Source organism: Dyadobacter beijingensis DSM 21582, from assembly GCF_000382205.1.
GTDB lineage: Bacteria > Bacteroidota > Bacteroidia > Cytophagales > Spirosomataceae > Dyadobacter > Dyadobacter beijingensis.
Map to the genome: position 1 here is coordinate 1657709 of NZ_KB907786.1, position 24305 is coordinate 1682013.

The window sequence follows — 24305 nt, forward strand, 5'->3', positions numbered from 1 at the left end:
GTCTGGTTATGATTTTGATCGCATTTCATTTGCCAGCTGCTGGATACCCGCCTGAATACTTCCAAGACGCGCGGAATATTCTGCGACCTTAATCTTTTCGGTCTGTTCGGTGGTATAGGTCAGGTACTCTTCCAGGCTCACCTCGGTACGGTACACCTTTGATAGCGTCCCGCCAAGGCTTATGAACACCTCTTTGTATCTTCGCAGCGGATCGTTCGCTTTGTTGACCGACAACACGAGGGATTTCTCTTTCTCGGTTAGCCCGAGCAGCTCCTGTATCTGATCGAATTTGTTCTGGTATTTTGATTGATCAAGCAGGATCTTGCAGTCTGAATTATTGATGATCGCCTGTTTGACGATCGGGGAGGAAATGATATCCTCAACCTCTTGAGTGACCACGATCGCTTCTCCAAAAAATTTACGTACCGTTTTAAAAAGGTATTTGATGTATTCAGCCATTCCTTCTTTCGCGATTGCTTTCCAGGCCTCTTCGATCAGGATTACTTTCCGGACCCCGCTTAACTTTCGCATTTTGGAAATGAACACCTCCATAATAATGATCGTCACGATTGGAAAAAGGATTGGGTGCTCTTTGATATTGTCGAGCTCAAATACGATGAAGCGTTCAGCGAGAAGATCCAGGTTTTCCCGCGCATTCAAAAGGTAGTCAAACTCGCCGCCCCGATAATAGGGCCTGAGCACATAAAGAAAATTTCCGATGTCGAAATCCTGTTCTTTAACCTGCTCAGTTTTGAGGACCAGCCTGAAGTCGCTCACTAAAAATTCATAGAAAGTGTCAAAGCAAGGGAAAACGCCCGTGGTTGATAGCTTCTGATAATACAGCGTCAAAGCATTAGATAGCGCGACATACTCTGACCTTTTGAAGGTTTCATCATCCTTTTTCCATAATGCTAATAGAAGCGTTTTAATGCTTTCCTTTTTTTCGGTATCAAGGACATCACTGCCTGAGATGTAAAAGGGGTTGAACCTGATAGGATTTTTTTCGTCGTAGGTGAAATAGTAACCCGAGACCATGTCGCATAAGCCTTTGTAGCTATGCCCGACGTCAACCAGTACGATATGTGCACCTGACTCGTAATAGCTTCTGACCATGTGATTGGTGAAAAAGCTTTTTCCACTGCCGGAAGGGCCGAGAATAAACTTATTTCGGTTCGTACAGATCCCCTTTTGAATCGGCTCGTCCGAAATATCGACCAAGACCGGTTTTCCGGTAAGCCGGTCTCCCAGGCGGATACCGAATGTGCCCTTAGACGACCGGTAAGGAGCTTCCATGTTGAAAAAGCATGCTGCCTGCTCTGCGAACGTATCGAAGGTATCGTTCATGGGAAAATCCGCGGCATTTCCCGGTATGCCCGCCCAGAATATCTGGGGGGCTCCGGCGGTCTCCAGTTTTGCTGATGTATCCAGTTGGGCAAGTGCCGATGAGACCATGCTCTTCAATTCTTTTACGGCAGCGATGTCCTCCGTCCAGGCAAGCACATTGAAATGGGCCTTAACCGGCAGGCGCTGCTCTCGGATCGCTTCGTTTAAAAATTCGTTGGTGGCCCCCAGCGCCAGGCTGTTCTCTCGGGCGTACAAAGACAAGGACTGTAACCTGAGGCGTTTGCTTTCGAGCCTTTTGAGTGTTTTCTCAGTGTCGCCAATGAACACGTATTGATTGTAAATATGATTGCAGTGCAGTAATTCACCCAACAGGCTCGCAAAGCCGATACTGAACTTGGTCCGGTCTGTGGAGTATTTTTCAAAAATGGTCTGCGAAGCACATTGAGAGGGGAGATCAGCAGCGTCGGCCAACGTGTACAGGCTACAATGCCGGTCTCCAACCTGGACGCTGTTCTTGAAAAGGTAATCGCGAAGAACCCGATGTCCAGGCTCGGTAACCAGGTATGCGTACTGTTCTACCAGTCCGACTTTTCGCCTCTGGCTGAGCAGTTCCAAGTCAGTGAGCTGCCTTAGCCTGGCAAATCCGCTGTCTTCGAGGATCCGGCTAAACTGGCCGCAGCTGTCAAGAAACTCCTCAATAGCAATTTTTGAAATGGTTTGTTTAGGCACGATCGTCGGCTTGACCAAGTTTGAAACCAGCGAGCTTGAGAGTCTGCGTTCGTCTGCTGACTTGGTCAACATCAGAAAACATTGATGGGCAAGGTAAGGCCTTCCGGAAAAGAAAATGTCGCTGCTTTGACTTAGAAAGCTGTTGTCTTCTTTGGCGGCAAACCGGGTGGTCTTAGATAAAAACCAGTCTTGCTTTTGCAGCACCGTTTTAAATGGTAACACCTTGATCGCTTTCACCCAAGTCTGGTGGAAGGCTTCATACTGAGCGTCCGAAAGCGTGAATATTTCAGGTAGTTCGACATTAAAAACAATCGTCACATCCCCTTCTTTCGAAAGTATTAAATCATGTTCAATGTCCAGAACAGGCAATATCTCATCCAACAATCTTTCCATGTGCATTTCGCGGTTTAATGAAGCGTATTCTGGTTCTGGATTTAATCGCAATCGGCAGGCGACGTGTGGCTAAGGCCTTGGTTAGGCCGTGCTCACCATAGGTTTCACTCAGGTGGTATACCGTTGTGATTGCTGCACCTGCCGCCGCCAAAGCAATTAAAAGGCTTAGATAGGTATTTACTCCAAAGATGTACATGACCGCGTATAAAACCATTACTGCGAACATCGCACCGCCCATGTACCAGATGTATTGTCCTTTCAGGCCCTTAAACACGATGCTGCGATTTATTCCCTTGTTGATGGGATAGCTTGTTCTGGACATAATCAATCAAATTTTTGTAACGTGACCTGCTATACGTGAAGCGTTACAGGCCGAAAAACGATTGTAAAACTGTTGCTACAACGACCAGGAAAATGCAGCTTCCAAACCAGGCTGCCGCAACTTTCCCAGTGTCTTGATCCCCGGCGTTCCATTTTTGAAATACCTTGACTGCACCCACCAGACCAAGTACTGCACCGATCGCGTACATCAGATTTGTGCCCGGCTCAAAGTAGGACCTAACCTGTGAATCTGCTTCCTGGATCCCGGCAGCACCGTCCTGTGCAAATGCCTTGATGGAAGCAGCCATACCGAATACTGTCAACGCCAGGGCATACCTCGGCCCTGGATTCTTTCTCCACTTTTTCATACCCCTCTATCCGTTTTAGTTGAACATTCCACTCAAGACCCCCTGGACGGCACCTTCCGCAGACGCGGAAGGGCCAAATTCAGGGGCGGGCTTCCATCACACCACCATCCTCCAAACCTCAATCATTTCACCCTCGCTGAGGTGTATGGAGCCGTATTTTGCGCATTCCGCTTCGATCCGGTTGTTGATCACCTTCTGGAATGGTGTGCCTTTGAGCACTGAATAATTTTTGAGAATCATCTGCATCATCAGGATCAGATCAGGTTTGCTGTATTCCTTCCTGTGCGCCTCTTCAATTTCCGAGACCAGGTGAGTGGACAGTTTTTCGGCAGTTTCGAACATTTCCTCGCTTTGCCACGCCGGAGCTTCGCTCAGATCATCCACCAGTTCACTTTCGTCGGTCTCTAGCGGGAATGATTCTGCCACAGTGTCGCTCGATGGACTGTTGATTTCTGGAAGCTGGACAGGCTTGTGTCTCTGCCCCAACCAGGATTTAATTTCAGGCAGGTAGTATTGCCAGCCGATAACGGCGTAATAGATGGCCGTTGATAACCCGGCGACAGTCGCATAGGATTTCCAGGGATGCTCAATGATCATGACGACAGTTTTTTGTGATGATGATACTTGCCATCGGAAGCTTTGCCCACGCCGTTCTGCCGATGTTGTGCTACAAAGTAACCGGCGATTTGGGGTTGCAAAAAAGTACAACTTTTATTGCAACCCTTTTGCAACCTTTCTGCTTTATACTTGGATAGCAATGACGATCGACCACGATCAATAGAAGTGTCGGGACCATGCATAGGGAATTGCGCGATCAAAAGGATGTTCTTGACCCGATCAAATAACAGTGATATTTTCACGTGCTAGCGGTTAATGTCGTAGGCTGTGTGCTGTTCACTTCCAACTAGGAATATTAATTTTATTTACAACAACAGTTCTCTGTAGGGAATATAGGTGCGTAGTCTCGCCGGTAGATTGGAAAATGCGCAAAATGAGCTGGTAGAGCTCGTGCGCATTATTAGTGACCTCCTTGAATAAGGTGGAAAAATACGAGTCAGTATTTGCTGGATCTTTCCTTACTCTTGGTACAGTTCTCCTGCGCCTGGGGTATTTGGATGAATCAGTAGCTTGCTACAACGAGAGCATCCACTTTCAAGATTCTGCACTAATAAATAAACTTGAGGTAGGAAAAATCGGCATCTCATTCGCGGAGTTCTACCGCAATTTTCGCCCTAAAATGGAGATCTCCCTTGTTTTGCACAGAAAAGCAATAGGAGCTGTCGATGTAGAAGGGATAACAGCATTACCCCCCATTTCGCTGGCACTCAAAAAAACAGCCGTGGAACTAGTTTGTCGATGGGGACTAGATTGTTCCGCATTTTAGGAGGAAACTATCGAAAAACAATAGTTGCGTTGATTTAACAATGCTCCTGCCTGTGATAACACGAACTAAATAACTGATTCTTGCTATTCAATTCTTTTTAGTAACTCAGATGGCTTTAAGTCAAGGCCTTCTGAAAGAGCTAGAAGCGTAGTTAGGGCCAAATTGACTTTCCCCTTACATATTCGCTGAACTTGCGAATATTCAAGTCCAGAAGCATCAGCTAGTTTTCTGACACTTAATTTTTTGTGCTTTGCCTCCATCAAAACAGCCTCTCCCAGCTTAGCTAAAATTGTCTCCTTACTTTCCATGGCCGGAAAGTCATTTTGTTTCAAGAAAAAATTGACGTATGATTATATATCAAATTGAAAATTTGTTATATTTGTTTTTTGTAACCGGTTGTCGTTAACCGGTATGCAGCTTGCGACACTTCAAATTATCCGAAGGCATCGCTTTGAGTCTCGTAATCGAAACCTAGGAAATTTTGATATGCACGGGATGATAAGTAGATTAGCTCACGACCCGGGCGTGGGCAAACTTATCTGTGCAAAGGCTTTCCTAGGGCCACGATTACTTTTAGGTTTGACTCCACGCCCTTTTCCGGAAATGGGTTAGGAATCAAACTAATCGAGTGACATAGTAGTTTGTTCCATTCCGCCATAGCGCGGCAAAACCAATTTCTTGCCTATGTTCTGCTCCCTGATTTTCCAACTTATTATTCGCAAGCCTCAGTAGGTTTACGGGCCTAAGTGCCGCCTAACGTTTCTGGATTTACCATCACTCCTTATCGACTAAGCAATGAAACATCTTTATTGCCGAAGGGGAGGACTACGCTTTTGCTACGTCCTTCTTCTGACACCTTTTTGTATCTATTATTCAACTGCTTGCCTGCTCGCGCAGCAGACCCATACGATTTCCGGGCAGCTTACCGCTTCCGGGGCGCCGCTTCCTGGTGCCAATGTTCAAATTAAGGCAGCCGCCATTGGAACAACTACGGACGAGCAGGGCAGGTTTAAATTGCAGGTTCTGACAGATACCGCCAGAATTGTTGTTTCGTATATAGGATATCGTTCGGTTGATACGCTGATCTATCTGCCTCAACGATCAGCTCTTGTTATCGACATGATTGCCGACGCCGCCATGCTCAATGAGGTTGCTGTTACGGGCTACCAGACAATCCCCAAAGAACGCGCTACCGGATCGTTTGTACACGTTGACAACGCTTTGATCAACCGGTCCGTGTCTACGAACTTGCTGGAACGGCTGGTCGGAAATGTCTCGGGCCTGGCCGTGCAGGGACAGGGCGTCAATCCTACCGGGGCAAATCCGCTTTCACGGAGCCTGGGAATCCGCATTCGCGGTGAAAGCACGCTAGCCAGTTCGACGTTTGTGAGCAGGGATCCGCTGATCGTGGTTGATAACTTCCCTTTTGAAGGCAGTCTTGCCAATATCAATCCCAATGATGTCGAATCGATGACAATTTTGAGAGATGCTGCGGCAGCATCGATCTGGGGCGCGCGTGCTGGTAACGGAGTCATAGTGATTGTTACGAAAAAAGGAAATAGAATCCAGCCCCTGAAGACCGAACTTTCCGCCAACCTCAGTTTTGTGTCAAAGCCCGACGTTTATAAAGATCCCAACTACCTGAAAGCACCAGGATATATTCAAGTTGAAACAGAGCTTTTCAACCGTGGCTATTTCAATTCTGATATCTCTGGTGGTGGGAATAAGCCGATTATTTCCCCGGCCGTAGCCATATTGGCGGCGCAGCGAAGTGGAACGCTATCGCCCGAGCAGGCGCAAGAGCGGTTAGATAGGCTTGCCACACTTGACGTGAGACGAGATTTTGACCGCTACGTATATCAGAGTGCAGCTCGCCAGCAATACGCCATTGCGCTTAGTGGAGGAGCATCCAAATCTACTTACCGTATCTCTGGTGGCTACGACTATAACCGGCATACGATCGTCGGGAACCTTGACAACAGGTTGACCCTGACTTCGGAAAACACGCTGACACCTATCAAGGGCCTGGACGTAAGCTTTGGCCTTCATTACAGCTCTTTTCTGAATAGTGAGCGGAACCATCGCAATCAGTACGGGTCAATCACACCAGGGGGCAAGTATGGCGATCTTTATCCCTATGCGCAGTTAGCCGACGAAAATGGTAACCCGCTACCAATCGCGAAGGATTTTGATCAGGCTTACAAAGCATCAGCAACGGAAGCAGGCTTTTTAGACTGGGAGTACCGCCCGCTTCAGGAGGCCGCGCTGGGAAGCAAGAAGAGCAAAACAACCGATTTGCTGGTAAAATCTGCAATTTCGTATTCGTTCGCAAGTTGGCTTCGTGCCCAGGCACAATACGCTTTTGAAAGACAGTCGATCGCAGCGCAAATCCTGAACACGGCTGACAGCTACTATAGCCGCGACCTTATCAACAGGTTTACTCTGATCAATCCAGATAGCACTCTCACGCGCCAGGTGCCAACCGGCGGGGTTTTGCAATTGAACCAGGCCGAATACTACGCTCATAACGCACGTCTACAACTGAATGCTGACAAGACCTACGGGGACCACAGTATCAACGTCCTGGCCGGAGCAGAAGTCCGTCAGCTTCGAACCACCGGATTTGACAGGGTTTCCTACGGGTACAATCCCGAAACAGGCGTGAGTGCGAACAATCTTGATTTTTCAAAAGCATTGGCTACCCAGCCTTCGGGGATGTCGCTCATCGCAGCGCCGGAAGGCAGCATGCAGGGATATCTGAACCGGTTCATCTCCTATTACGCGAACGGCTCTTACGCTTATGCGAAGCGATATGTCATTTCCGCCAGTGCACGCAGGGACGGGGCTAATATCTTTGGCGCAAAGACGAATGATAAAGTCACGCCACTATGGTCGGTAGGAGGGGCGTGGTCTGTTTCCAATGAGCGGTTCTACGACGTGCCGTGGCTGCCGTATCTGAAATTGAGAGGCTCTTACGGTTCTGCCGGAAATGTCTATCAAGGGTCGGTTTATGCTACGGGTACATATTTTACGAATAGCCTGACAGGCCTGCCGGGAATAACGGAACTGCTGGCGCCCAACCCCAACCTTCGATGGGAAACTGTCAAAACAACCAATATCGCGATCGAATTTGGGACCAGGTCCGAAAGGATATCCGGAAGTTTTGAATTCTATGTCAAAAAAGGCACTGATATGATCCAAAGGCTGACGCTGGCACCATCGGCCGGCTTCAGCTCGATGTACGGCAATTCAGCGGCAACGACAACGAAGGGATTTGATCTGACTCTTCGTAGTGATAACATGCGCGGTAGGCTCCGCTGGCAAACGGTCTGGCTGTTAAGCCACCTTGCCGACCGCGTTGACCGGTATGATGCAACATTGACGACGAATAGTATTCAATCGCAAGGCGACACGAGAATCGCAGTCAAAGGAAAGCCACTTTATTCCCTCTACAGCTATGCCTGGAACGGGATAGATATCAACGGAGAACCACTTGGCAGATATGGCGGGGAATCCAGTAGGGAGTATTCTAGGATTATTTCTAATTTCCAACCCGATAGCCTTGTATTTCATGGCTCAGTAGTACCTACCTGGTTTGGCTCGGTGCGCAACGATTTTAGTCTCGGCCCCTGGTCGCTTTCTGTTAACATCACCTATAAGATGGGCTACTCTTTCCGGCGGACTTCGACCAGTCTAAACTACGCCGATGTTCTCGCGGGTAAAGCGCACAAGGATTATAACGACCGCTGGAAATCTCCGGGTGACGAGAAGATCACAAACGTTCCGGCACTGGTTTACCCTTCCAATGACACGCGAAACACTTTCTACCAATACGCATCAGCGTTAGTCGAGAAAGGAGACCATTTTCGTTTTCAGGACATACGCTTGTCCTTCGATATCGCATCAGTTTCCAAACGCTTATCATACGCCCAGGTCTATTTGTATGCCAATAATCTGGGCATCTTATGGCGTGCAAACCATCAAGGTCTCGACCCAGATTATGTCAGCGTGACAACAAGGCATGCATTGGTTGCTCCTTCCTCAATATCAATCGGTTTTCGGACAAGTTTCTAATCATTTCTGCAAATGAAAAATACCTTATCTGTGATAGTCATTGCCTGTACGGCAGCATTTTCAGTTTCCTGCCAGAAGCAGAATGAATGGTTGGATGTCAAACGTAGCCTATCGGATGTCGCTCCCAGCTCATTGGCAGACATGCAGGCAATCCTGGACAATGCCAACTCGTTCAATGCCAATTACCCGATGCTTGGGCTCTTAGGGACGGACAATCTGTATTTCTCAGACAAGAACTTGTCTGCCGCACGGCAAATCGAACGGAATGCGTATTTGTGGGCCATAGACCTATTTCAGACGGCGCCTTCCAGCGATTTCTCTTCTCCCTATAACAAGATTTCGGCCGTCAACATAGTCCTTGAAGGTCTTGGTAAATTGACTGTTACCGATGATAAGCAAACGGTAGCGGATCAAATCCAGGGGCAGGCGCGTTTTTACCGGGCTTATGCTTACTATTCGCTCGCTCAGTTATTTTGTAAACCCTTTCACCGGCAAACTGCCCCAAAAGATCCGGGACTTCAATTGAGGACTTTGCCAGACCCTAATATCGTCGTTAAGCGGTCAACCGTTGCTCAGACCTACGAATTTATTCTCACTGATCTGAAACAGGCTCTGGTGTTACTCCCTGAAAACCCGGCCTATCCAAGCAGGCCTGGCAAACGTGCGTGCCGCGGGATGTTGGCGAAAGTTTATCTGGCCATGGGTGATTATGCAAATGCAAAACAGTACGCAAAGGATGCGCTCACGGGAAAAATCGAGCTGCTCGATTTTAATAGTAAGTTGATCAAGCCCACAGAGTCCTTCGTTTTTCCGGCCTATTCGAATCCACATTCCAATCCTGAGATTATTTTTTATGCAACCTCCCAGTCCTGGGCATCAGTATGGCCGGTGTACGGGGTTGCCAATGTTGACAGTACACTGTATGACTCGTATTCGGAGGGCGATTTGAGGAAAACACTATTTTTTCGTCTCGATCCGACGGGCAAGCCAACCTTCACAGGATCTTACAGCGGCACTTATTACAATTTCGGAGGTATCGCAACAAACGAGATACTACTTATTCAAGCCGAAGCGCTGGCCAGAACAGGCAGTGCATCGGAAGGTGTAGAGCTAACTAATAGACTTCTGTCAAACAGGTTTAAGTCGGGCAGCTTTAAGCCCTACATTCATCAGAGCGAACAGTCTTCCCTTGATTTTATTATGACCGAACGGCGTAAAGAACTCGCCTTTACCGGACAGTTACGCTGGGAGGATTTAAGACGTCTTCCACTTGATCGGCCCTTGACGCGCCTTTATCAAGGTGTCCGCTACGAATTAAAATCCGGCGATCCCCGTTGGGTATTCCCATTTCCGGATCAGGAAATACACCTGAGCTCCGTCGAGCAAAACCTGCGATAGTAACCAAACCAATGATTATGAAATATCTTTTTTTATCAGTCCTATTCCTTGGGCTGAACGGGAGCGTATTTGCTTCGAGAATGCAAATAAGCGTGACCTATGATTTAGCGAAGCCGGGCGATTCCTTGTTTTTGGAATACTACACTACATTTTTTCCAAGCTCCGTAAAGCCAAAAGTGGTTTCAGCAGCCCGTAGTGAGCAGGGGGCTTACAATTTCGATGTACAGGTCGACGGTCCGGTGCGGTTTAGTATTCTCAAGCGACTCGACCAAAGCATCAATCCCTATCTGAAAGGCGTCTCGTTTAGCTTCGACACGATGCTGTATCAATATTACTGGCACGGAGACGGGCAACTAACGATTCATATTTCAAAAAGACCTGGAAGTGCTCCGCAGAACAACCAGCCAACATTTGATTTTTCTTACAATTTTCAAGGTTACAGGGCTGCTCAGCACAGGGCAAAGGCATTGTCAGATTCGGCCTTTACCCTTACCGGCTCAACCGATGCGGAAAGGGCAAACTACCTTGAGCCACAATGCCAAAGCATACAAGCCGGGATTGCCGTCCTTGATTCGCAAAAGAGTGTATTGACAGATCCGGAGTATCAACAGTTGAAGGCCGAGATTATTTACCAGCACCCGACAACGAAGTTTCGTGGTTTGAAGGAAAAAATGGCTGAGATGACGCCCGAAAAAAAGAATGATGCGCTCCGGAAAATAGACAATTATTTCGACTGGGGATTTGATCAGGATATTCTTGCCAATAGCTGGTCATACATTTACTACTGGTTTGAACGGCAAAAAATGAGCGTGCCGCCTGTTGGCAAAAAGTTCGACGCTGACGCGTTGCTCGATACATTGCTGTCAGCACCATCCAGCCTTCTCAATGACCGGAGAATAACCTATACATTAGTGCTGGGTAGGGTTAAAAACCATGCCTATTATCTGCCGCAGGTGTTAAGCAAGATTCGTGATAAAGATTGCCGGCAGGTCGTACATTCAATGGATGTCAGGGCGAAGGGAAAACCAATGTTTGATTTTGAATTGCCGGATACAACCGGTAAGCTTGTCAAACTTTCGGACTTCAAAGGCAAAACCGTCCTCATCGATTTATGGTACACTGGATGCGGAGGCTGCGAGCAGTATTACAGCAAGGTACTTTCCAAAGTTGAAAAGCAGTTGCATGGAAAGGGCATCGAGTTCATCGCAATATCGATGGATCGCGGTCGGGAGCGATGGATGAAGAGTATCAGAAGCAATCAGTACACCTCTGAACTGGCCACAAATTTGTACACAGCCGGGGCGGGGTTCAAGCATGAAATTTCAAGCTTGTATGGAATTGCTGTTTTTCCCACGTTGATTATCGTCGACAAAGACGGTAGAATAGCAGATTTTGATTCGCAGGATTTGCACCTCTTAGACAGTGCCAACCTGATCAGTATTTTGAATAAAGTGAGCACCCGTTAATAAGGAAAAGAGGGGTTCCGTATGGAATCCCTCTCCTTCATTGTCTGTCGGGATCATGCGCCGTTGCACGCTTACTCCCGTATTTTAGGCATTAAGGTTTGCGCCCAGTCACCGTTGCCTGCGATTTCAGGATGCGTCCCTGGGCGTCAGGAGTGGCCGAAGTGCTGATTTTACATACCTGAGCACCGGTTTCCTGACAATCCGGATCCGGTGTGGTCGAAACAGTGTAATACTCATTAGAAGCACCCGCTTCACCAGTCACAGTGAAGTCGGCCAATACAGGCTTGGGTGAATTGATAGCAAAAGATGCTCCAAAAATCGCGACAGCGGCGACGATCGACAAAAAAATGCGCTTCATTTTCATTGGTATAAGAATTAAGTATGAAATGATGTGCCTACTTTTTGCAGGGTTCGGCTTTCTCCTGATTCATTTGGCCAAATTGAATATCGTTGTCAGTGAGTTACTTGGCTAAATTAGGATTGGCTGGCTCTGAGATTACTGCACAAAAGGCAAGAAGTGATTGGACTGGGGAGCAGAATAATCATCTGAGGATAGGTGTTCTGTTTTGGCGAGAGGCTTTGAGAAGATGCAAGTGCTTTGTTACAGGGTAGGTAGGCTTTTACATAGTTCCCGAACCGCGTATTGATTTGACCGGTGGATGGCAAGTTTGCAGTTGTTAGGTTGAAAGGGCTGGTTGAGGTAGTTGAAATCGCACTTGCCGGTTGGATCGTCGCGGGAGCGATAGTGCTTTAAATGACAATGGGGGCTTGTCTTAGGAAAAGATGACTTGGGGTATGGAAAAGAGTCCAAACTGAGTAACTGGATAAATTGAGCAGTGTTGTAGAGAATGAAGCTATGTCTGCCTAGCCAGAATGAATCAGGTGCCGGTACATTTGTAAATTTAATTTTTGTTCATTATTTTTGATTGTTCACTGATCGTGAACAGCAATAAAAAATGAACATCATGCTGCGTGAACAAGAAATTGCAGAACAGGCCCTGGCGAATTTGAAGGCGCATACCGGCATTGAAGGTAAGTGGCTTAAAGAGGACTTTCAATTTGACACGGGTATTGACGGGGAAGTTCTGCTTCACCTCAATGGTAACCAGCTAAGATTCAAAGTAGAGATCAAGCGCGAATTCCGTGAATACCAGATGAATAGCTTGGTGGAGCAGGCCGCTCGTTATAGCCCTCTCTTGCTGATAGCTGACAAGTTGTACCCCGCTCAGAAGGCGGGACTACGTGAGCATCGAATATCCTATCTGGACGCAGCCGGTAACACCTACCTCAGCCATGGAGACATCTTGCTATGGATAGAGGGGCAGAAAGGCGTCTACAATGGGATAGGGGCAGTCAGGACAAACCGCGCGTTCACAAAAGCAGGTTTGAAGGTAGTCTTTGCGTTACTTCAAAACCCGGATGCTATTAACTATTCTTACCGGGACTTAGCTTCGCTTGCCGGTGTTGCCTTGGGGACTATCAATGAAGCCATGACTGCGCTCAAAGAGGCAGGCTATCTGCTACGGGTGAATAAAAACCGTTTGATGCTCGATAATAAAAAGCAGCTTCTGGAGCATTGGCTGGTCGGATATGGCAACGTGCTTAAACCAACTCTGCTGGTGGGTGACTACCAAATGCGGGATACAATCAACTGGAAACGCGCGAGCCTTCCCCAGGGAGCCCTGTGGGGCGGTGAACCTGCGGGAGATCTGGTAACGGGCCATTTGTCCCCCGAGCAATGGACTATTTATGTCGGTGTTGGTAAAAGCGAGGTCGCAAAGGCTTTGCATTTGATCCCGAAGCAGGGGGGCAATCTAAGACTGTTTAAAAAATTCTGGACGGATGCAGCAAGTAATACGCAGCACATCACAACCCCTGATCTGATCACCTATGCGGACCTATTGCTAACAGGTGATCAAAGGTGTATAGAAACAGCAACCCTAATTTATCAGCAGAAGCTAAGCAACACCTTTGATGTCTGATGGACTACAGCGCACTAAAACCGGTTTTGGATACCATTGAGCAGGCAATGGGTACGCTAGGCGTAGACTATTACCTGATTGGCGCGCTGGCCAGGGACATTTGGTACCAGCGCTCGCAAATCAACTCAAGAGCAACCAGGGATGTGGATTTTGCAGTCCTGGTGGGAAGTGAGCAGGAGTATGAGGCGGTAAAAAACCACTTAATAGAAAACAAAAATTACGTTCCGCTCCGGGGAAACGCTTACGTTTTGATCTCGCCGGAAAAATACCAGATCGATTTACTACCGTTCGGAGAAATTGCTTCATCGGGCAGCATATTATTGGAAGGGCAGGGTATGATAAAAATAAGCGTCGCGGGAATGCAGGAGGTTTATGAACGCGGAACAGAAAGGGTCGAGTTTCAAACCGGCAACACTTTCAAAGCTGCCACGATTGCCGGCATTGCATTACTGAAACTGATCGCATACGACGATCGTCCGGAAGCAAGGCAAAAGGATGCAAAAGACATCGGAAATATCCTCTTGCATTATTTTGATATGCATACCGAAATGATTTATGAGAACCATCTGGACCTGTTTGCTGATCATGATCAGATAGATTCAAATCAGCAGTGGGAGTTAACCGATATTGGCGCGATTGTCCTGGGGCGGGAAATGGCGCTGATTGCTCAGGACAACCGGGCCCTACATGAGCGGCTTGTCAAAATATTGTCTGGCGAAATTGTTTCTGAGGAGCAAAGTCAATTCATTAGGTTAATTGCCAAAGATCGCGGCATGGAAGTCCAGCAGGTTGTAGCCAGTCTCAATCAGGTTCTGTGGGGCCTGGAAAACACTGCCCTGCCATCGTCATAATGGTCCGCGGGTAAATTGGTAATCAGAGAACCGCTTTCCATGCCTGTTAGCGGGAAGCCCTGATCCGGCTGAGCGTGAAAGGCCTTATTCCCAGGAAATGGGCAATGTCCTGTAATTTTATCCTGGTCGAGGGATACGACTGCTGAAATGCTTTGTAAGCTTCCGCGGCAGGAAGTAACAGGATTTCTGCACGCTGTCTTAATCTTCTTCGCTCCATCGCGTTAAGTTTGTTTGATAAACGGCTTGCCTGGCTATATCTGGCAGTTAATACATCGATCGAGGTGGCCGAAAGCGATAGCAGAATAGTATCTTCGATAAACATCAGGTGTTCCGGTTCGGCAATTGCCCCATAATCTTTTGTGATAATAAACATCTTTTCCCACCAAAATCCGGTAACAACTTCCTTGCCGAGTTGATTGAAATAGTTGCCCTTTACGATGCCGGCAGCCACAAAATAGATCACGTTCTTACGGATGTTTTTTGGCCCGATTTCCGAATCTTTCTTGAACGTTTCGATTTGAATATGCTCACTTAGCTCGACAAGCATTTCGTCCGGGACTCTGCCAAACTCCCTAAGCGTGTCAAACAGGACCTCTGTTGCGGGGCTTTCCATTGTCAATATTCTTTGATCCAGTTGATCATTCCCTCCAGCATCCTTATCACGATTGCCTTATCTGCCTGCTCAAACGCGTAGGACTTATTGCGCATACTTTCCTGCGAAAGGTCTTCCTTGCGTGGGGTAGAAAGGTAGGGGGCGATGGTCTGAATGACTGCATTCAGGGATTTCGCCTTTACTACACGGGTTGCATCCATCGCGCGTAGCGTTAAAGCGATCTGATCGACGGAAAGAAAACACATGATTTTGAAAGGGTCGCTTTTTGCTTTGGAGGGCTGCTGCTGGTTTTGCAGGGGCAAGACATCCCACTGATGCTTCTTTTCCAGGTAGGTGATCTCCTGCGCAAACCAGTTGCCCAATACTTTTTTAAGGTCTGCATGATGCGGATTAAGTTTGACCGTCGGTTTTCGGTGCATTTGGTTGAATTGCTTATAAGACAATAGTAGTTCTGTCATCTTCTCGTGCACGGCACCGAAAGCATTGATTTTTTGAGCCAGCTTTTGCGTGTAGTAGTTCATGAAGCTGCGGCTGTTGAAATTCAAATAGACCAGTAGCTCTACGACAGCTCCGTGCAGCGTTGTTTGATCCTGTTCCTGGCTAATTTTTTCAAGACCAGCAAGCAGCTCTTTCTTGTAAAACACCTCCCGGAACGAAATAGGCCGTTTTTCCGAATCGTAAATGAATGAATTCAAGCTCTGCAAGACAATATCGGTAAGCGTCCGGTTGTCAACCCGGACGAACAGCTCTTGCCTGAGCAGCTCCAACCTGTCAAGCATCTCACGTTTGACCTGGGAAAGGTAGGCCGCCGGTGCGCGCTCGTCCAAGCTCAGGTATTCGTGAAACCGGTTTTCAACAAAACCGAGCAATTCGTCCAGGCTCGCCGAAATGCTTTCCAGGGCCTGCCGTAGCATGCTGTTCCCATTTTGGGTACGTGAAGTGTTTTCATAGGCCTGGTCAAGCAGCATCACCAGGCTTGCATGGTATTGCCTGATCAAAAGCTGGATTTTACGACGCGAATCCAGATTGAAGCTTTGGTGTTTAAGAAATGAAATGTGACGGTCCTTTTCCTCCTGCGCTTTCTCCACAATTGTTTCCAGCTGTTTTGAAGACAGGGTACTGACGTCGGTCTTGGCATCGTTCAATGTCACATTGATGATAAAGTCAAGCCATTCGAGGGTGTAATTCTTTTCCAGCATTTTAATCGGCTTTGAAATGGCTGGACAGTATATTACTGCCCGGCCGGATGGATGCTGATTAATTCTGAGCGATCAAGGTGCAAATCGTCCCGCTGGTCGTGATGGGATCGTCATCGTCGGGGCCAGGATGAAAATTAGACGGTCTGACTTTGGGTAGCGTCTTGACGATCAGTTTTGGCTTTTTTGTTTTTTTCATTGCGTTTGCTGTTTGGTTGATTCACCAGCAAAGCAAAATTTTTGGCTGCCTTTTGGCAATATTCGGGGATGAAGCCCATGTTGGAAGGGCTGAAAATCGTGTTTGAGGGTTAAGGCTCAATTGGAATCCACAAGGTCACCGAGTAGCTATTTTCAGATTCATTGATTTCCACCTGGTGCCGTTTGGGATAAAGGAGTTCCAAACGCCGTTGAATATTTTTTAGTCCAAGCCCGTGCGCCGACGTTTTTTTTGCGACGCCGCTCGCGGGGGCCTTGTCATTTTCGATAGTGAACTGTAAACTATCCGGATTCACCTGAATGTCGACCCGGACGGTGGATTTGCCCGAAAGGGAGCGAATGCCGTGTTTAACCGCATTTTCACCCAAGGTGACCATCAAAAGCGTTGGTACTTTCTGCCTCTCGGAAGCTTTGCCTTGCTGGTGCCATATTACAGTAAGCCGCCTACCGTGCCTGATGCGTTCCAACTGCATGTAACGCTTAAGGCTGCGGATTTCAGCACTGAGGGGCACCCAATCTCCCCCGGTCTCGTACAGCGTATATTTGAGCATTTGAGAAAGTTTGTCCAAATAACCTGCTGCTGCGCGGGAGGCAGGGAGGACTTTCGCGTAGGCTGAATTAATTACATTGTAAACGAAATGGGGCTCGAGTTCGGATTTTAGGATGGTTAGTTCCGTACGCAGCGCTTCCCGTTCAAATTCCGCCTGGGCCATCTGCTGCCTCAAACCAAATTGTACCATCTTTAAACCCACCGGGAGGATTAGTAGTTGGAGCTCCTGGACGTCGTAGAAAAAAATAAACCATTCCCACCCATGCCTGCTTGCCAGCGGTTTCAAATAAAACCCGCCAACGGTCTCGAATGCCGGGCTGAGTTGTTTTAGCGCATAGATATTATCGAGGATAACAAACATTGATAGTGTGACGATGTGCATAGTACCCAGAAGGACTAACAGCGTCATGACCAGCAGCGGTATGCCCTTGAACAGGCCTTGCAGTTTTGTAAATAACAGTAGCGAGAAATAAAACACCGGCACAAACCTTAGGTAGTATACGGTGTAGGAGACCTGCAAATTATCGTCAAGCTGCTGGCTTGAAAACGAAGGAAGGAAATACATCAGGTGATAGGCTACAAAACATGCCCAAAAAGCAAAATGGTACTCGACGCGCCGTTTGCCTTTCAGATTAAATAGACCCCAAAAGGGCTCTTCTATTGCTTCATCCGCTTCGTTTTTGCCCGGTCGTGAGCCGGAAAATGATTTCAGTTCGCTCATCTTTTGCAATACTTACCTTGTAGTTGTTTCGCATCTGAATGGTACTTCCCTCGATGCTTTTGATTTGGTACCGGTTAACGATATATGACCGGTGTGTTTTCACAAAGTGTTCAGGCAAGCCTCTACTGATTTCACTGATAGTGGTCCGGGTTCTGACTACATGGTCACCTGTGCAAAAGATGGCGACGTAGTTGTGTTGGCCTTCGATAAAGCAGATATTTTGATAGGGTATCGCAAAGAGCTGACGGTCAAATTTGACCCAAAGACAGCTGGCGTCAAAGTAGGGGGTTTGTAGTGGGTACTCGCTGGCTGGAATGCTTTGATTGGGGAGTGCAGCTGAGTCAGCCGGAAGGGAATTTGACTTTCTCTTTTTTCTATCCAATGCCTTGCATACGGTCTTGACAAAACTTTTATAATTGACCGGCTTGGAAAGAAAGCCCAGGACATCGTAATCGTAACCATCAATGGCATATGTCTGATATGCGCTTGTCATGATTACCGAACTGCCAACCCAAGGTATCATCTGCAGCAACTCCAATCCCGAAACCTCGGGCATGTTGATGTCCAGAAAGACCAGGTCAGGTCTTAGTTTCTCGATAATCTGTAGTCCCTGGATCGCATCTTCACAGGTCTTGACTAAGGTCAAATTGGGCATTTCCGAAATGTGGGTTTTCAGAATTTGCCGCGACGATGGCTCATCATCAATAATGATGCACCGCATGGTAGGAGCTGTTTGTGAACTCATAACAGTTGGTCAGATGCCCCGTGCGGTGGGCTGATTATGTCAGATAAGGTTAACTTAATAATCTATCGGTTACTTATCAAGTTTTTTGACAAGGAATTTTTGTTCTTCAATTGATAGTCGTAAAACTTCTTAAGAAAATGATAGATAGCATGTTCTTGCCTTCGTTGGTCGCTGATAAATAGCCTGTTGCAACACAAATGCATCAGATCGATCAGCAATGCCTGTTGCTTGACGGGATCGCTGATCGGACTGCCGGCCAGTGTATACATGACTTGGGAATTTCTTTCCTCCAGAAGTTGACGGACATCAGATAAGAAACAGTCATCTGCGTTCATTGCACGGGCTATTAGCTGCTTTTGTTGTCTGAATTGCTGATCCAGCGAGATCAATTCGCTCTTTTCAAGCACACTGCCAGCGGCTTGAAGTATCTGAATTTTCATCTGTGGCCGGTATTTCCCAAACGCGTTCAACAGGCCGTCGCAGGCCATCAAAGCCACCAGCCAACGCTGCTGTTGCCGGCCAGTGGTGTGCAGCGATGAAAGGGAACTTGCTATTGCCAAGCTATCATAGCAAAAGATAGATTCAATATGCTCGTATGCAATGCTGCTATATCTTTCCAGTTCCCGTTCGTATAGCTCTGATTGGAAGCGGAACACCAAACCGCTTTCGATTTCATTCTTGAGATCATTCGCCAGCGATGAAGCAAAACCTGAACTTAGTCTTTTACCTGGGCCGGTAAAAAGTCGCAATCGTATGTGGGGATCGGGGTCTTTGAACCGAAGGAAAAACCAACCCTTGATCCGGTTCGATTTTTGCAGCTTCGTACAAAAATCAAAGAGTTTCCCGGTAAGAAGCGTTTCGCAGGTTTCTTCACTCGCGTAAATTTTTAGGTATGTCCAGCCATCCTTAGCAGATACCCATCGTGTACTTTCCTGGTTTTGAGGGCTGGGAAGAAGCTCAGTTGAATTTTGCTTACTATGGTTTAGGATTGGTATCACCATTTCATTGAAGTAGTACTTGCGGTCTTTCTGCAAAAAGCCGTATTTCAGAGCATGCAAAGCTTCGTATATCCGCAGCTTTTTGTCTTTCCGCAACCTATTCAGACATATCCTGGCTGCCGGGGGCGAATGTCCGTCGATTGCAAGCAGCTGGTCCCCAGCACCGATCTGAACGTAGCGCGGCAGATCCAGGTCTTTTTCAAGCTTTCTCCACCAATTCACAAGTTCTTGATCGCTCAGCTCACTTGCCGGTACTGCCGAACTGCCAAGATTCCAACAGGCTTTTCGTAAAACGATGCCCTTGTATTGGATCCGAGGAAGAAATGGGAGCTCACTCAGGTGTCCCCAATCCCAAAGGGGGGACAATGCAGTCTCGCCTGCCGAGATGTCGGCCAGAAATTGGTAGACGGGTGGTCCGAGGCGCGGGTTGTAGGCCGTTGTTAGTCTCGGAATTATGCGTTTTTGCATGGAGGCAGAAGTTAGAATTACTTGCCCGGCCCGAACACTTACCATCAGATCGCTCGCCGCGATGGTTTTACCCGAGCCACTTTTGCCGCTCATAAGCGTTAGATGTGAATTTCCCAGGTCCGGGCGGCGAGCAACATTGGCATCTCTTCCAGGCGGCACAAAGTCCACCTGCGCAACTATTGCGTTTGGGTGCCGCGCAGTTTCGCGAGCATTCGCAGTGATTAGGCGTTCGGCCAGTGAGGTGTCTGCATCAGCGAATCGTGCTATTAAATTCAGTGATCCTGGTCCGGAAATGCCCCGCAGCTCAAAAAAGTATTTGCCCTGGTCAAACGTGCGCTCATCTGAAGAAAACACATTCCCCAACACGGAAATCCCTTCTGCAATTCTCGGCGGTTTCTCCGGCCGAACAGCCGCCAGGTCTTCGTCATTCAACAAGTAGAATTTTCGATTGGAATGTCTGGCATCGTGGTAGGCCCTGTCTATCAATTTCACCCGCTCAATGGCAGTATACGTTTGTTTTTGTTTGCCTTCGCCACCCGATGCTATGGGGACGTGACCGAAATAGGATGATTCAATGTTCCCGTAGCCGATACCCAATGCTGGATCGAGCACCTGCAATAGCGGTACTTGCTTATCGCCATATCTTTGGTAAAATCTTGTGGCAAACGATTTGAGTGCAACCGGGATTCGGTTTTCAGTAGTTTGAATCAGTTTTTCAAGATCGGAAACTATGCCTGCCACAGTTTTCCGACTAACAGTCGAATAAGACGTCTCAATTTTCATATCGATTTGTACCGGATTGCGCCAGGTTAGACCGGCATTTTTCAAACTGGTTTCTAATGCGGCAAAGCGTGCTGGGTTATCTTGCTTCATCTTGCTTAGAGCGGCTACATCCCTGAAAACTTTTGTCAGCAGAGGGTTGGCGCGGCCGTGGCTTTTCAACACATCTTGAAAAGTAGTTTGGCTGACCATTGGCTCGGTTGCATCTACCAGAATTTGCTCGGCTCTTAGCTGAGAAACAAAGTCCTTGGCCTCCCAGTGTGACAGGCCTTCCTGGCCAAGCGCATCTACGACGGTAGAAGCAGTTGCTCCATGCTGGGCAGCACTTTTGGCGGCAATCAGGAATTGGTCTGCATGGACTTCTTTCAATGCAAATTCAAAGCCGCCATTTTGACTTACTACCCTTTGTGAAAAGCGCAGGAACGAGCCGTTCGTGTAAAGACTACTGTTCACATCCAGCGTATCAGCGAGGTACGTTCCACGTAGTTGACCCGCTATTTGTTGCAGCACTTCCGCGCTAAGCGTTGTGTGCTTTTTAATCCGGCCAGTGAAACGAATATGCGAGTAATCTGACAGGGTAGCTGCGAAATATCCGGCAAAAAGACCAAATGGGGTGCAGCGGCTGGTCGCGCGAACGAGGTATTTGTAAAGGCTGAGCATGACCTTTTGCTCACCGGGTTCGCCTGGTGAGGTTTCTTCCAATTTCAACAGCGAACCGTAGAGCTCAGGTGAGGCCAGGTACAGCGCTTCTCTCAGCAGGTGACGTTTGTAGGCTTGACAAAGCAGCAATTTAAGTGAGCCGGGGTTTTGTGCCAGGCGCATATTGATCCGTCTAAGCATCCGGTATGGAAACAACGGTCGTCTGAATAGGACAAAATCATGTGGTTCTAATTTATTCATAGCGCTAAGTTTTATCTGGTTACACACAGGTAAAATCAGCGATCGAAAAGTCAAAAGGAAATTTTAGGGGTGAATGTCGGCCCGTAGGGTACGAAACCTTGTGTTTGGGGGAGGAGTCTGATGTTTTGACCCGAAACAAGCCAAAAAGTGCAGCTAAGCTACCGGCGGCTATTTCTTCACAAGTTGTTAAACCGCCAAAAGTGTTCGGCATAACCGCGCTAACGCGCTTTCTTATTCCGCTTCCTTTTGGCCCGTGCGCCACCGGTTGTGCAGAGCTTTCTTTTTTTCTTGTTTTTTCTTTGGGTCAAAACACTGTCGGTTTTCGGCAGTCAGATTTGGGAAAAGCGGGGGCGAAAGAAACGGGTTCAATCTCATAATCTAAACCGTTTAAGCTCATGGCTCACAACATTCATTTCAACGAAATTACAGGCAAACATTCTTTTTTCTCGGTCAAAGAGAAAGCCTGGCACGGGCTGGGACAAATCGTGGACAGCTGCGTGTCAAGCAGCGACGCGATTTCCTATGCAGGTCTTGACTACGATGTGATAAAATCCCCTCTTTTCACCACAGGAATTACACCCGATAGCGGGGATCGTGTGACGATCTACGCGCCCGGGAAATCAACTGTCCCGGGATATTTCGCTACTCAGCGTACCGATACCGGCCAGGTGCTCGGCGTGGTCGGCTCGGACTACCGGGTTGTACAGAACCGCGACGCGTTCACATTTTTTGACAGCATAGCTGACGGTAAAGGCATTCGTTACGAAACCGTGGGCGGCCTTGGAAACGGAGAACGTATATTTATCACCGCCAAAATCGATGATAAGATTATTGTCGGCAAGGATGATGAGATTGAACAGTACCTTTTTCTAACCAATTCGCACGATGGTTCCGGTAGCATTACCGTTGCATTTACCCCAGTCAGAGTGGTTTGCCAGAATACGCTCAATGCGGCAGTGGGGAGCCTATCCTCTGCTGTCCGTATCAGACACACCGCGAGCGCAAAAGAGCGGCTCGCATCTGCCCATAAGCTGATGGGGATGGCTTCCAGGATTTCCCTTCAGACCGAGGCCGTTTTTAACAAATGGGCGAAAGTCCGAATCACAGACAACCAGCTTCGCCGCCTGATCCAAATGGCTATGGCGCCAGGAAAGGAGACACTTGGAAAAATTCAGGATGCCCGTTTTGATCTTCTGTCCACGCAATTCAATAATCTGGTCGACCGCGTTTACAGCTATGCCATGGCCAGCCATGAGCAAAACCTTCCTACGACAGCGGGTACGGTATTCGGAGCCTATAACGCAGTGACCGGCTACTTTCAAAACGTCAGGTATTACAACACCGCAGAACACAAGGCCAAATCGATTCTTTTCGGAGGGAGTGCAGCCCAGCGAGGTAAGGCAGCCTTTGAGCTTTGCGATCAATTTGCTACCCACGGGCCGGAAATATTCGGAGCCAATTAAAAAAGCCTCCCTCAGGTTTCCGACCTGAGGGGGGCTTTTTGTGCTCGCGAAAAAACCGCGGCCGCCCTGCGGGGCGGCGATAAGCGGTGTCGCGGCGGAATCGGTTAGGCTTATTAAATACAACAAGCCGCCGCGACGGGCATTTTGATTGGGAGTATAATAAATTCAGAGTTTCAAAAGGCAGCGATCAAAAAATGGCCGCTCATTCAGGAGCCAAGTTAGCCGGGTATGCGCTGGAAGTCGCACGAAATTCCGGCATAAAACACCGGTCCTACGTGCCGGCATTTATTCCGTTGCTTCGTGCGACTTATCGCTTTCCCGGCAGGTGCTGCACCATAATTCACTTAAACCAGATGATTATGGAAACGGCAGCAAAATTTACAGAGACTTTTCAGGTAGCGGAAATTGACCTGATTTACAAAACAGGCTTTAACGTAACCGAGCGTCCAAAAATAACACAAGCTGCTGACGCCCATGAGCTCCTTCTCAAAAACTCGAACCCGGGAAGACTGGGCTTCATCGAAGAATTCAAAATCCTGCTGCTAAATCAGCGAAATTTTGTTTTGGGGGAATACCAGGTTTCGCAAGGAGGTGTCAGCGCTACATCGGTGGATATTCGTCTCATTTTTGCTGCCGCTTTGAAGGCAAACGCATCAGGGCTGGTCCTTGCACATAACCATCCGTCGGGGCAGCTTTATCCGTCTGACGCAGATCGCAGCGCAACCCGTCGGATATGCGAGGCGGCAGCTCTTTTTCAAATCAACGTTTTGGATCATTTAATTATCACTAACAGATCCTTCTATTCCTTCGTGCAGGGAGGCGATCTTTAGAAGCATTCACATACTTCGAAAAAGGCTGCCGGAGTTGCTCCGGCAGCCTTTCCCATTTCGGCCTTGCTGTTTCTCGGTGAGCTTGCCTAGGTAGTTGTAAGCAGCTGTAGCTTCTGATTCACATCGGTCAACCCGGCTTTCGAGAGTATGTTTTCTGTAAACTCTGCCAAGTCTGCGGTCACTGCCTCCCCGGAAAAGAAAAGAAGTGAGGACGGGGTCTGCTTCGCTCCTGCAATACCGGTCTGCAACCCGGCCGCTAGTGCAAGGATAGCTTTTCTTGTCAACTTCATATCAAGCTTGACCTGTTCGTTCATTCCCGGGCTTGAAAGCAATGTTTCAAAAAGGACATTAATCTCGATCTTGTTCTCCATGGTTTTTCTGGTTTTTGTTAAGAATCGAAAGCAAATGAATCCTGTCTGGACCAAATTCACCCATTCGAAAATCGAAAGGGTCATGTATGTTCGGTAGGCTTACCCTATTTTCGTATCACATCCTTAGCCCAATTTGGCTAAGGC

At 47.9% G+C, this 24305-nt stretch carries 21 protein-coding genes; 8 read left to right on the plus strand and 13 right to left on the minus strand.

Annotated elements, in window-relative coordinates; genetic code table 11:
• Positions 1-6 precede the first annotated feature (6 nt).
• The 4 genes from H144_RS0106920 to H144_RS0106935 all read right to left on the minus strand — a co-directional run bounded on the left by H144_RS0106920 (position 7) and on the right by H144_RS0106935 (position 3752).
• On the minus strand, positions 7-2466 hold the full coding sequence (locus H144_RS0106920; RefSeq protein ID WP_019941324.1) for a TraG family conjugative transposon ATPase: 2460 nt from the start codon (positions 2464-2466) through the stop codon (positions 7-9).
• Positions 2447-2788 carry a DUF4133 domain-containing protein gene (locus H144_RS0106925; protein WP_019941325.1) on the minus strand — a complete coding sequence of 114 codons (342 nt, stop codon included), beginning with the start codon at positions 2786-2788 and terminating at the stop codon, positions 2447-2449. Before H144_RS0106925 ends, H144_RS0106920 begins: the two co-directional genes overlap by 20 nt.
• 43 nt (positions 2789-2831) lie before the next feature.
• Positions 2832-3155, minus strand: coding sequence for a DUF4134 domain-containing protein (locus tag H144_RS0106930; RefSeq protein WP_019941326.1), 324 nt, complete (start codon positions 3153-3155; stop codon positions 2832-2834).
• Positions 3156-3251: 96 nt separating this feature from the next.
• Complete coding sequence (locus H144_RS0106935) at positions 3252-3752, minus strand: hypothetical protein (protein WP_019941327.1); 501 nt, start codon at positions 3750-3752, stop codon at positions 3252-3254.
• Positions 3753-4185: 433 nt separating this feature from the next.
• Between H144_RS0106935 and H144_RS0106940 the strand changes: the two genes are divergently transcribed.
• On the plus strand, positions 4186-4539 hold the full coding sequence (locus H144_RS0106940) for a hypothetical protein (RefSeq protein ID WP_019941328.1): 354 nt from the start codon (positions 4186-4188) through the stop codon (positions 4537-4539).
• Between the two features lie 83 nt (positions 4540-4622).
• Here the strand turns inward: H144_RS0106940 and H144_RS31555 are convergent, their stop codons facing one another.
• Positions 4623-4847, minus strand: coding sequence for a helix-turn-helix domain-containing protein (locus H144_RS31555; protein WP_157504490.1), 225 nt, complete (start codon positions 4845-4847; stop codon positions 4623-4625).
• 487 nt (positions 4848-5334) lie between these two features.
• Here H144_RS31555 and H144_RS0106950 point away from each other — a divergent pair, with 487 nt between their 5' ends.
• The 3 genes from H144_RS0106950 to H144_RS0106960 are packed head-to-tail and all read left to right on the plus strand — an operon-like array spanning position 5335 to position 11477.
• On the plus strand, positions 5335-8613 hold the full coding sequence (locus tag H144_RS0106950; RefSeq protein ID WP_019941330.1) for a SusC/RagA family TonB-linked outer membrane protein: 3279 nt from the start codon (positions 5335-5337) through the stop codon (positions 8611-8613).
• A 12-nt stretch (positions 8614-8625) separates the two neighbouring features.
• Positions 8626-10011: a RagB/SusD family nutrient uptake outer membrane protein gene (locus H144_RS0106955; RefSeq protein WP_019941331.1), complete on the plus strand. Its 1386-nt coding sequence runs from the start codon at positions 8626-8628 to the stop codon at positions 10009-10011.
• A 17-nt stretch (positions 10012-10028) separates the two neighbouring features.
• On the plus strand, positions 10029-11477 hold the full coding sequence (locus tag H144_RS0106960; protein ID WP_169409373.1) for a peroxiredoxin family protein: 1449 nt from the start codon (positions 10029-10031) through the stop codon (positions 11475-11477).
• A 91-nt stretch (positions 11478-11568) separates the two neighbouring features.
• Here H144_RS0106960 and H144_RS34245 read toward each other — a convergent pair whose 3' ends face one another.
• Positions 11569-11841, minus strand: coding sequence for a DUF6520 family protein (locus H144_RS34245; protein WP_157504493.1), 273 nt, complete (start codon positions 11839-11841; stop codon positions 11569-11571).
• 592 nt (positions 11842-12433) lie between these two features.
• Here H144_RS34245 and H144_RS0106975 point away from each other — a divergent pair.
• Positions 12434-13459, plus strand: a complete 1026-nt coding sequence (locus H144_RS0106975; protein WP_019941335.1) for a type IV toxin-antitoxin system AbiEi family antitoxin — start codon at positions 12434-12436, stop codon at positions 13457-13459.
• Positions 13459-14310 carry a nucleotidyl transferase AbiEii/AbiGii toxin family protein gene (locus H144_RS0106980; RefSeq protein ID WP_019941336.1) on the plus strand — a complete coding sequence of 284 codons (852 nt, stop codon included), beginning with the start codon at positions 13459-13461 and terminating at the stop codon, positions 14308-14310. Before H144_RS0106975 ends, H144_RS0106980 begins: the two co-directional genes overlap by 1 nt.
• Positions 14311-14356: 46 nt before the next feature.
• Here H144_RS0106980 and H144_RS33210 read toward each other — a convergent pair whose 3' ends face one another.
• From H144_RS33210 to H144_RS0107010, 6 genes are all read right to left on the minus strand, one after another.
• A complete protein-coding gene (locus tag H144_RS33210; RefSeq protein ID WP_019941337.1) occupies positions 14357-14923 on the minus strand; it encodes a Crp/Fnr family transcriptional regulator in 567 nt (188 codons plus the stop codon).
• A 2-nt stretch (positions 14924-14925) separates the two neighbouring features.
• Positions 14926-16122, minus strand: a complete 1197-nt coding sequence (locus H144_RS0106990) for a hypothetical protein (protein ID WP_019941338.1) — start codon at positions 16120-16122, stop codon at positions 14926-14928.
• Positions 16123-16256: 134 nt separating this feature from the next.
• On the minus strand, positions 16257-16397 hold the full coding sequence (locus H144_RS34250; protein WP_019941339.1) for a hypothetical protein: 141 nt from the start codon (positions 16395-16397) through the stop codon (positions 16257-16259).
• Between the two features lie 30 nt (positions 16398-16427).
• The gene (locus H144_RS0107000) at positions 16428-17606 is read right to left on the minus strand and encodes a sensor histidine kinase (RefSeq protein WP_084599917.1); all 1179 of its coding nucleotides are present in this window, start codon (positions 17604-17606) and stop codon (positions 16428-16430) included.
• Positions 17551-18327 (minus strand): LytR/AlgR family response regulator transcription factor, encoded by a 777-nt coding sequence (locus H144_RS33215; protein ID WP_169409374.1) that lies wholly within the window; start codon positions 18325-18327, stop codon positions 17551-17553. The genes H144_RS0107000 and H144_RS33215 overlap by 56 nt, the downstream gene beginning before the upstream one ends.
• Positions 18328-18413: 86 nt before the next feature.
• On the minus strand, positions 18414-21497 hold the full coding sequence (locus H144_RS0107010; RefSeq protein ID WP_084599919.1) for a lantibiotic dehydratase: 3084 nt from the start codon (positions 21495-21497) through the stop codon (positions 18414-18416).
• A gap of 395 nt (positions 21498-21892) precedes the next feature.
• Here H144_RS0107010 and H144_RS0107015 point away from each other — a divergent pair, with 395 nt between their 5' ends.
• Together H144_RS0107015 and H144_RS0107020 are read left to right on the plus strand one after the other, a co-directional pair.
• A complete protein-coding gene (locus H144_RS0107015) occupies positions 21893-22960 on the plus strand; it encodes a DUF932 domain-containing protein (RefSeq protein WP_019941343.1) in 1068 nt (355 codons plus the stop codon).
• Positions 22961-23319: 359 nt separating this feature from the next.
• Complete coding sequence (locus H144_RS0107020) at positions 23320-23790, plus strand: JAB domain-containing protein (protein WP_026350478.1); 471 nt, start codon at positions 23320-23322, stop codon at positions 23788-23790.
• A gap of 86 nt (positions 23791-23876) precedes the next feature.
• Here H144_RS0107020 and H144_RS0107025 read toward each other — a convergent pair whose 3' ends face one another.
• A complete protein-coding gene (locus H144_RS0107025; protein ID WP_019941345.1) occupies positions 23877-24161 on the minus strand; it encodes a hypothetical protein in 285 nt (94 codons plus the stop codon).
• Between the last annotated feature and the right edge of the window lie 144 nt (positions 24162-24305).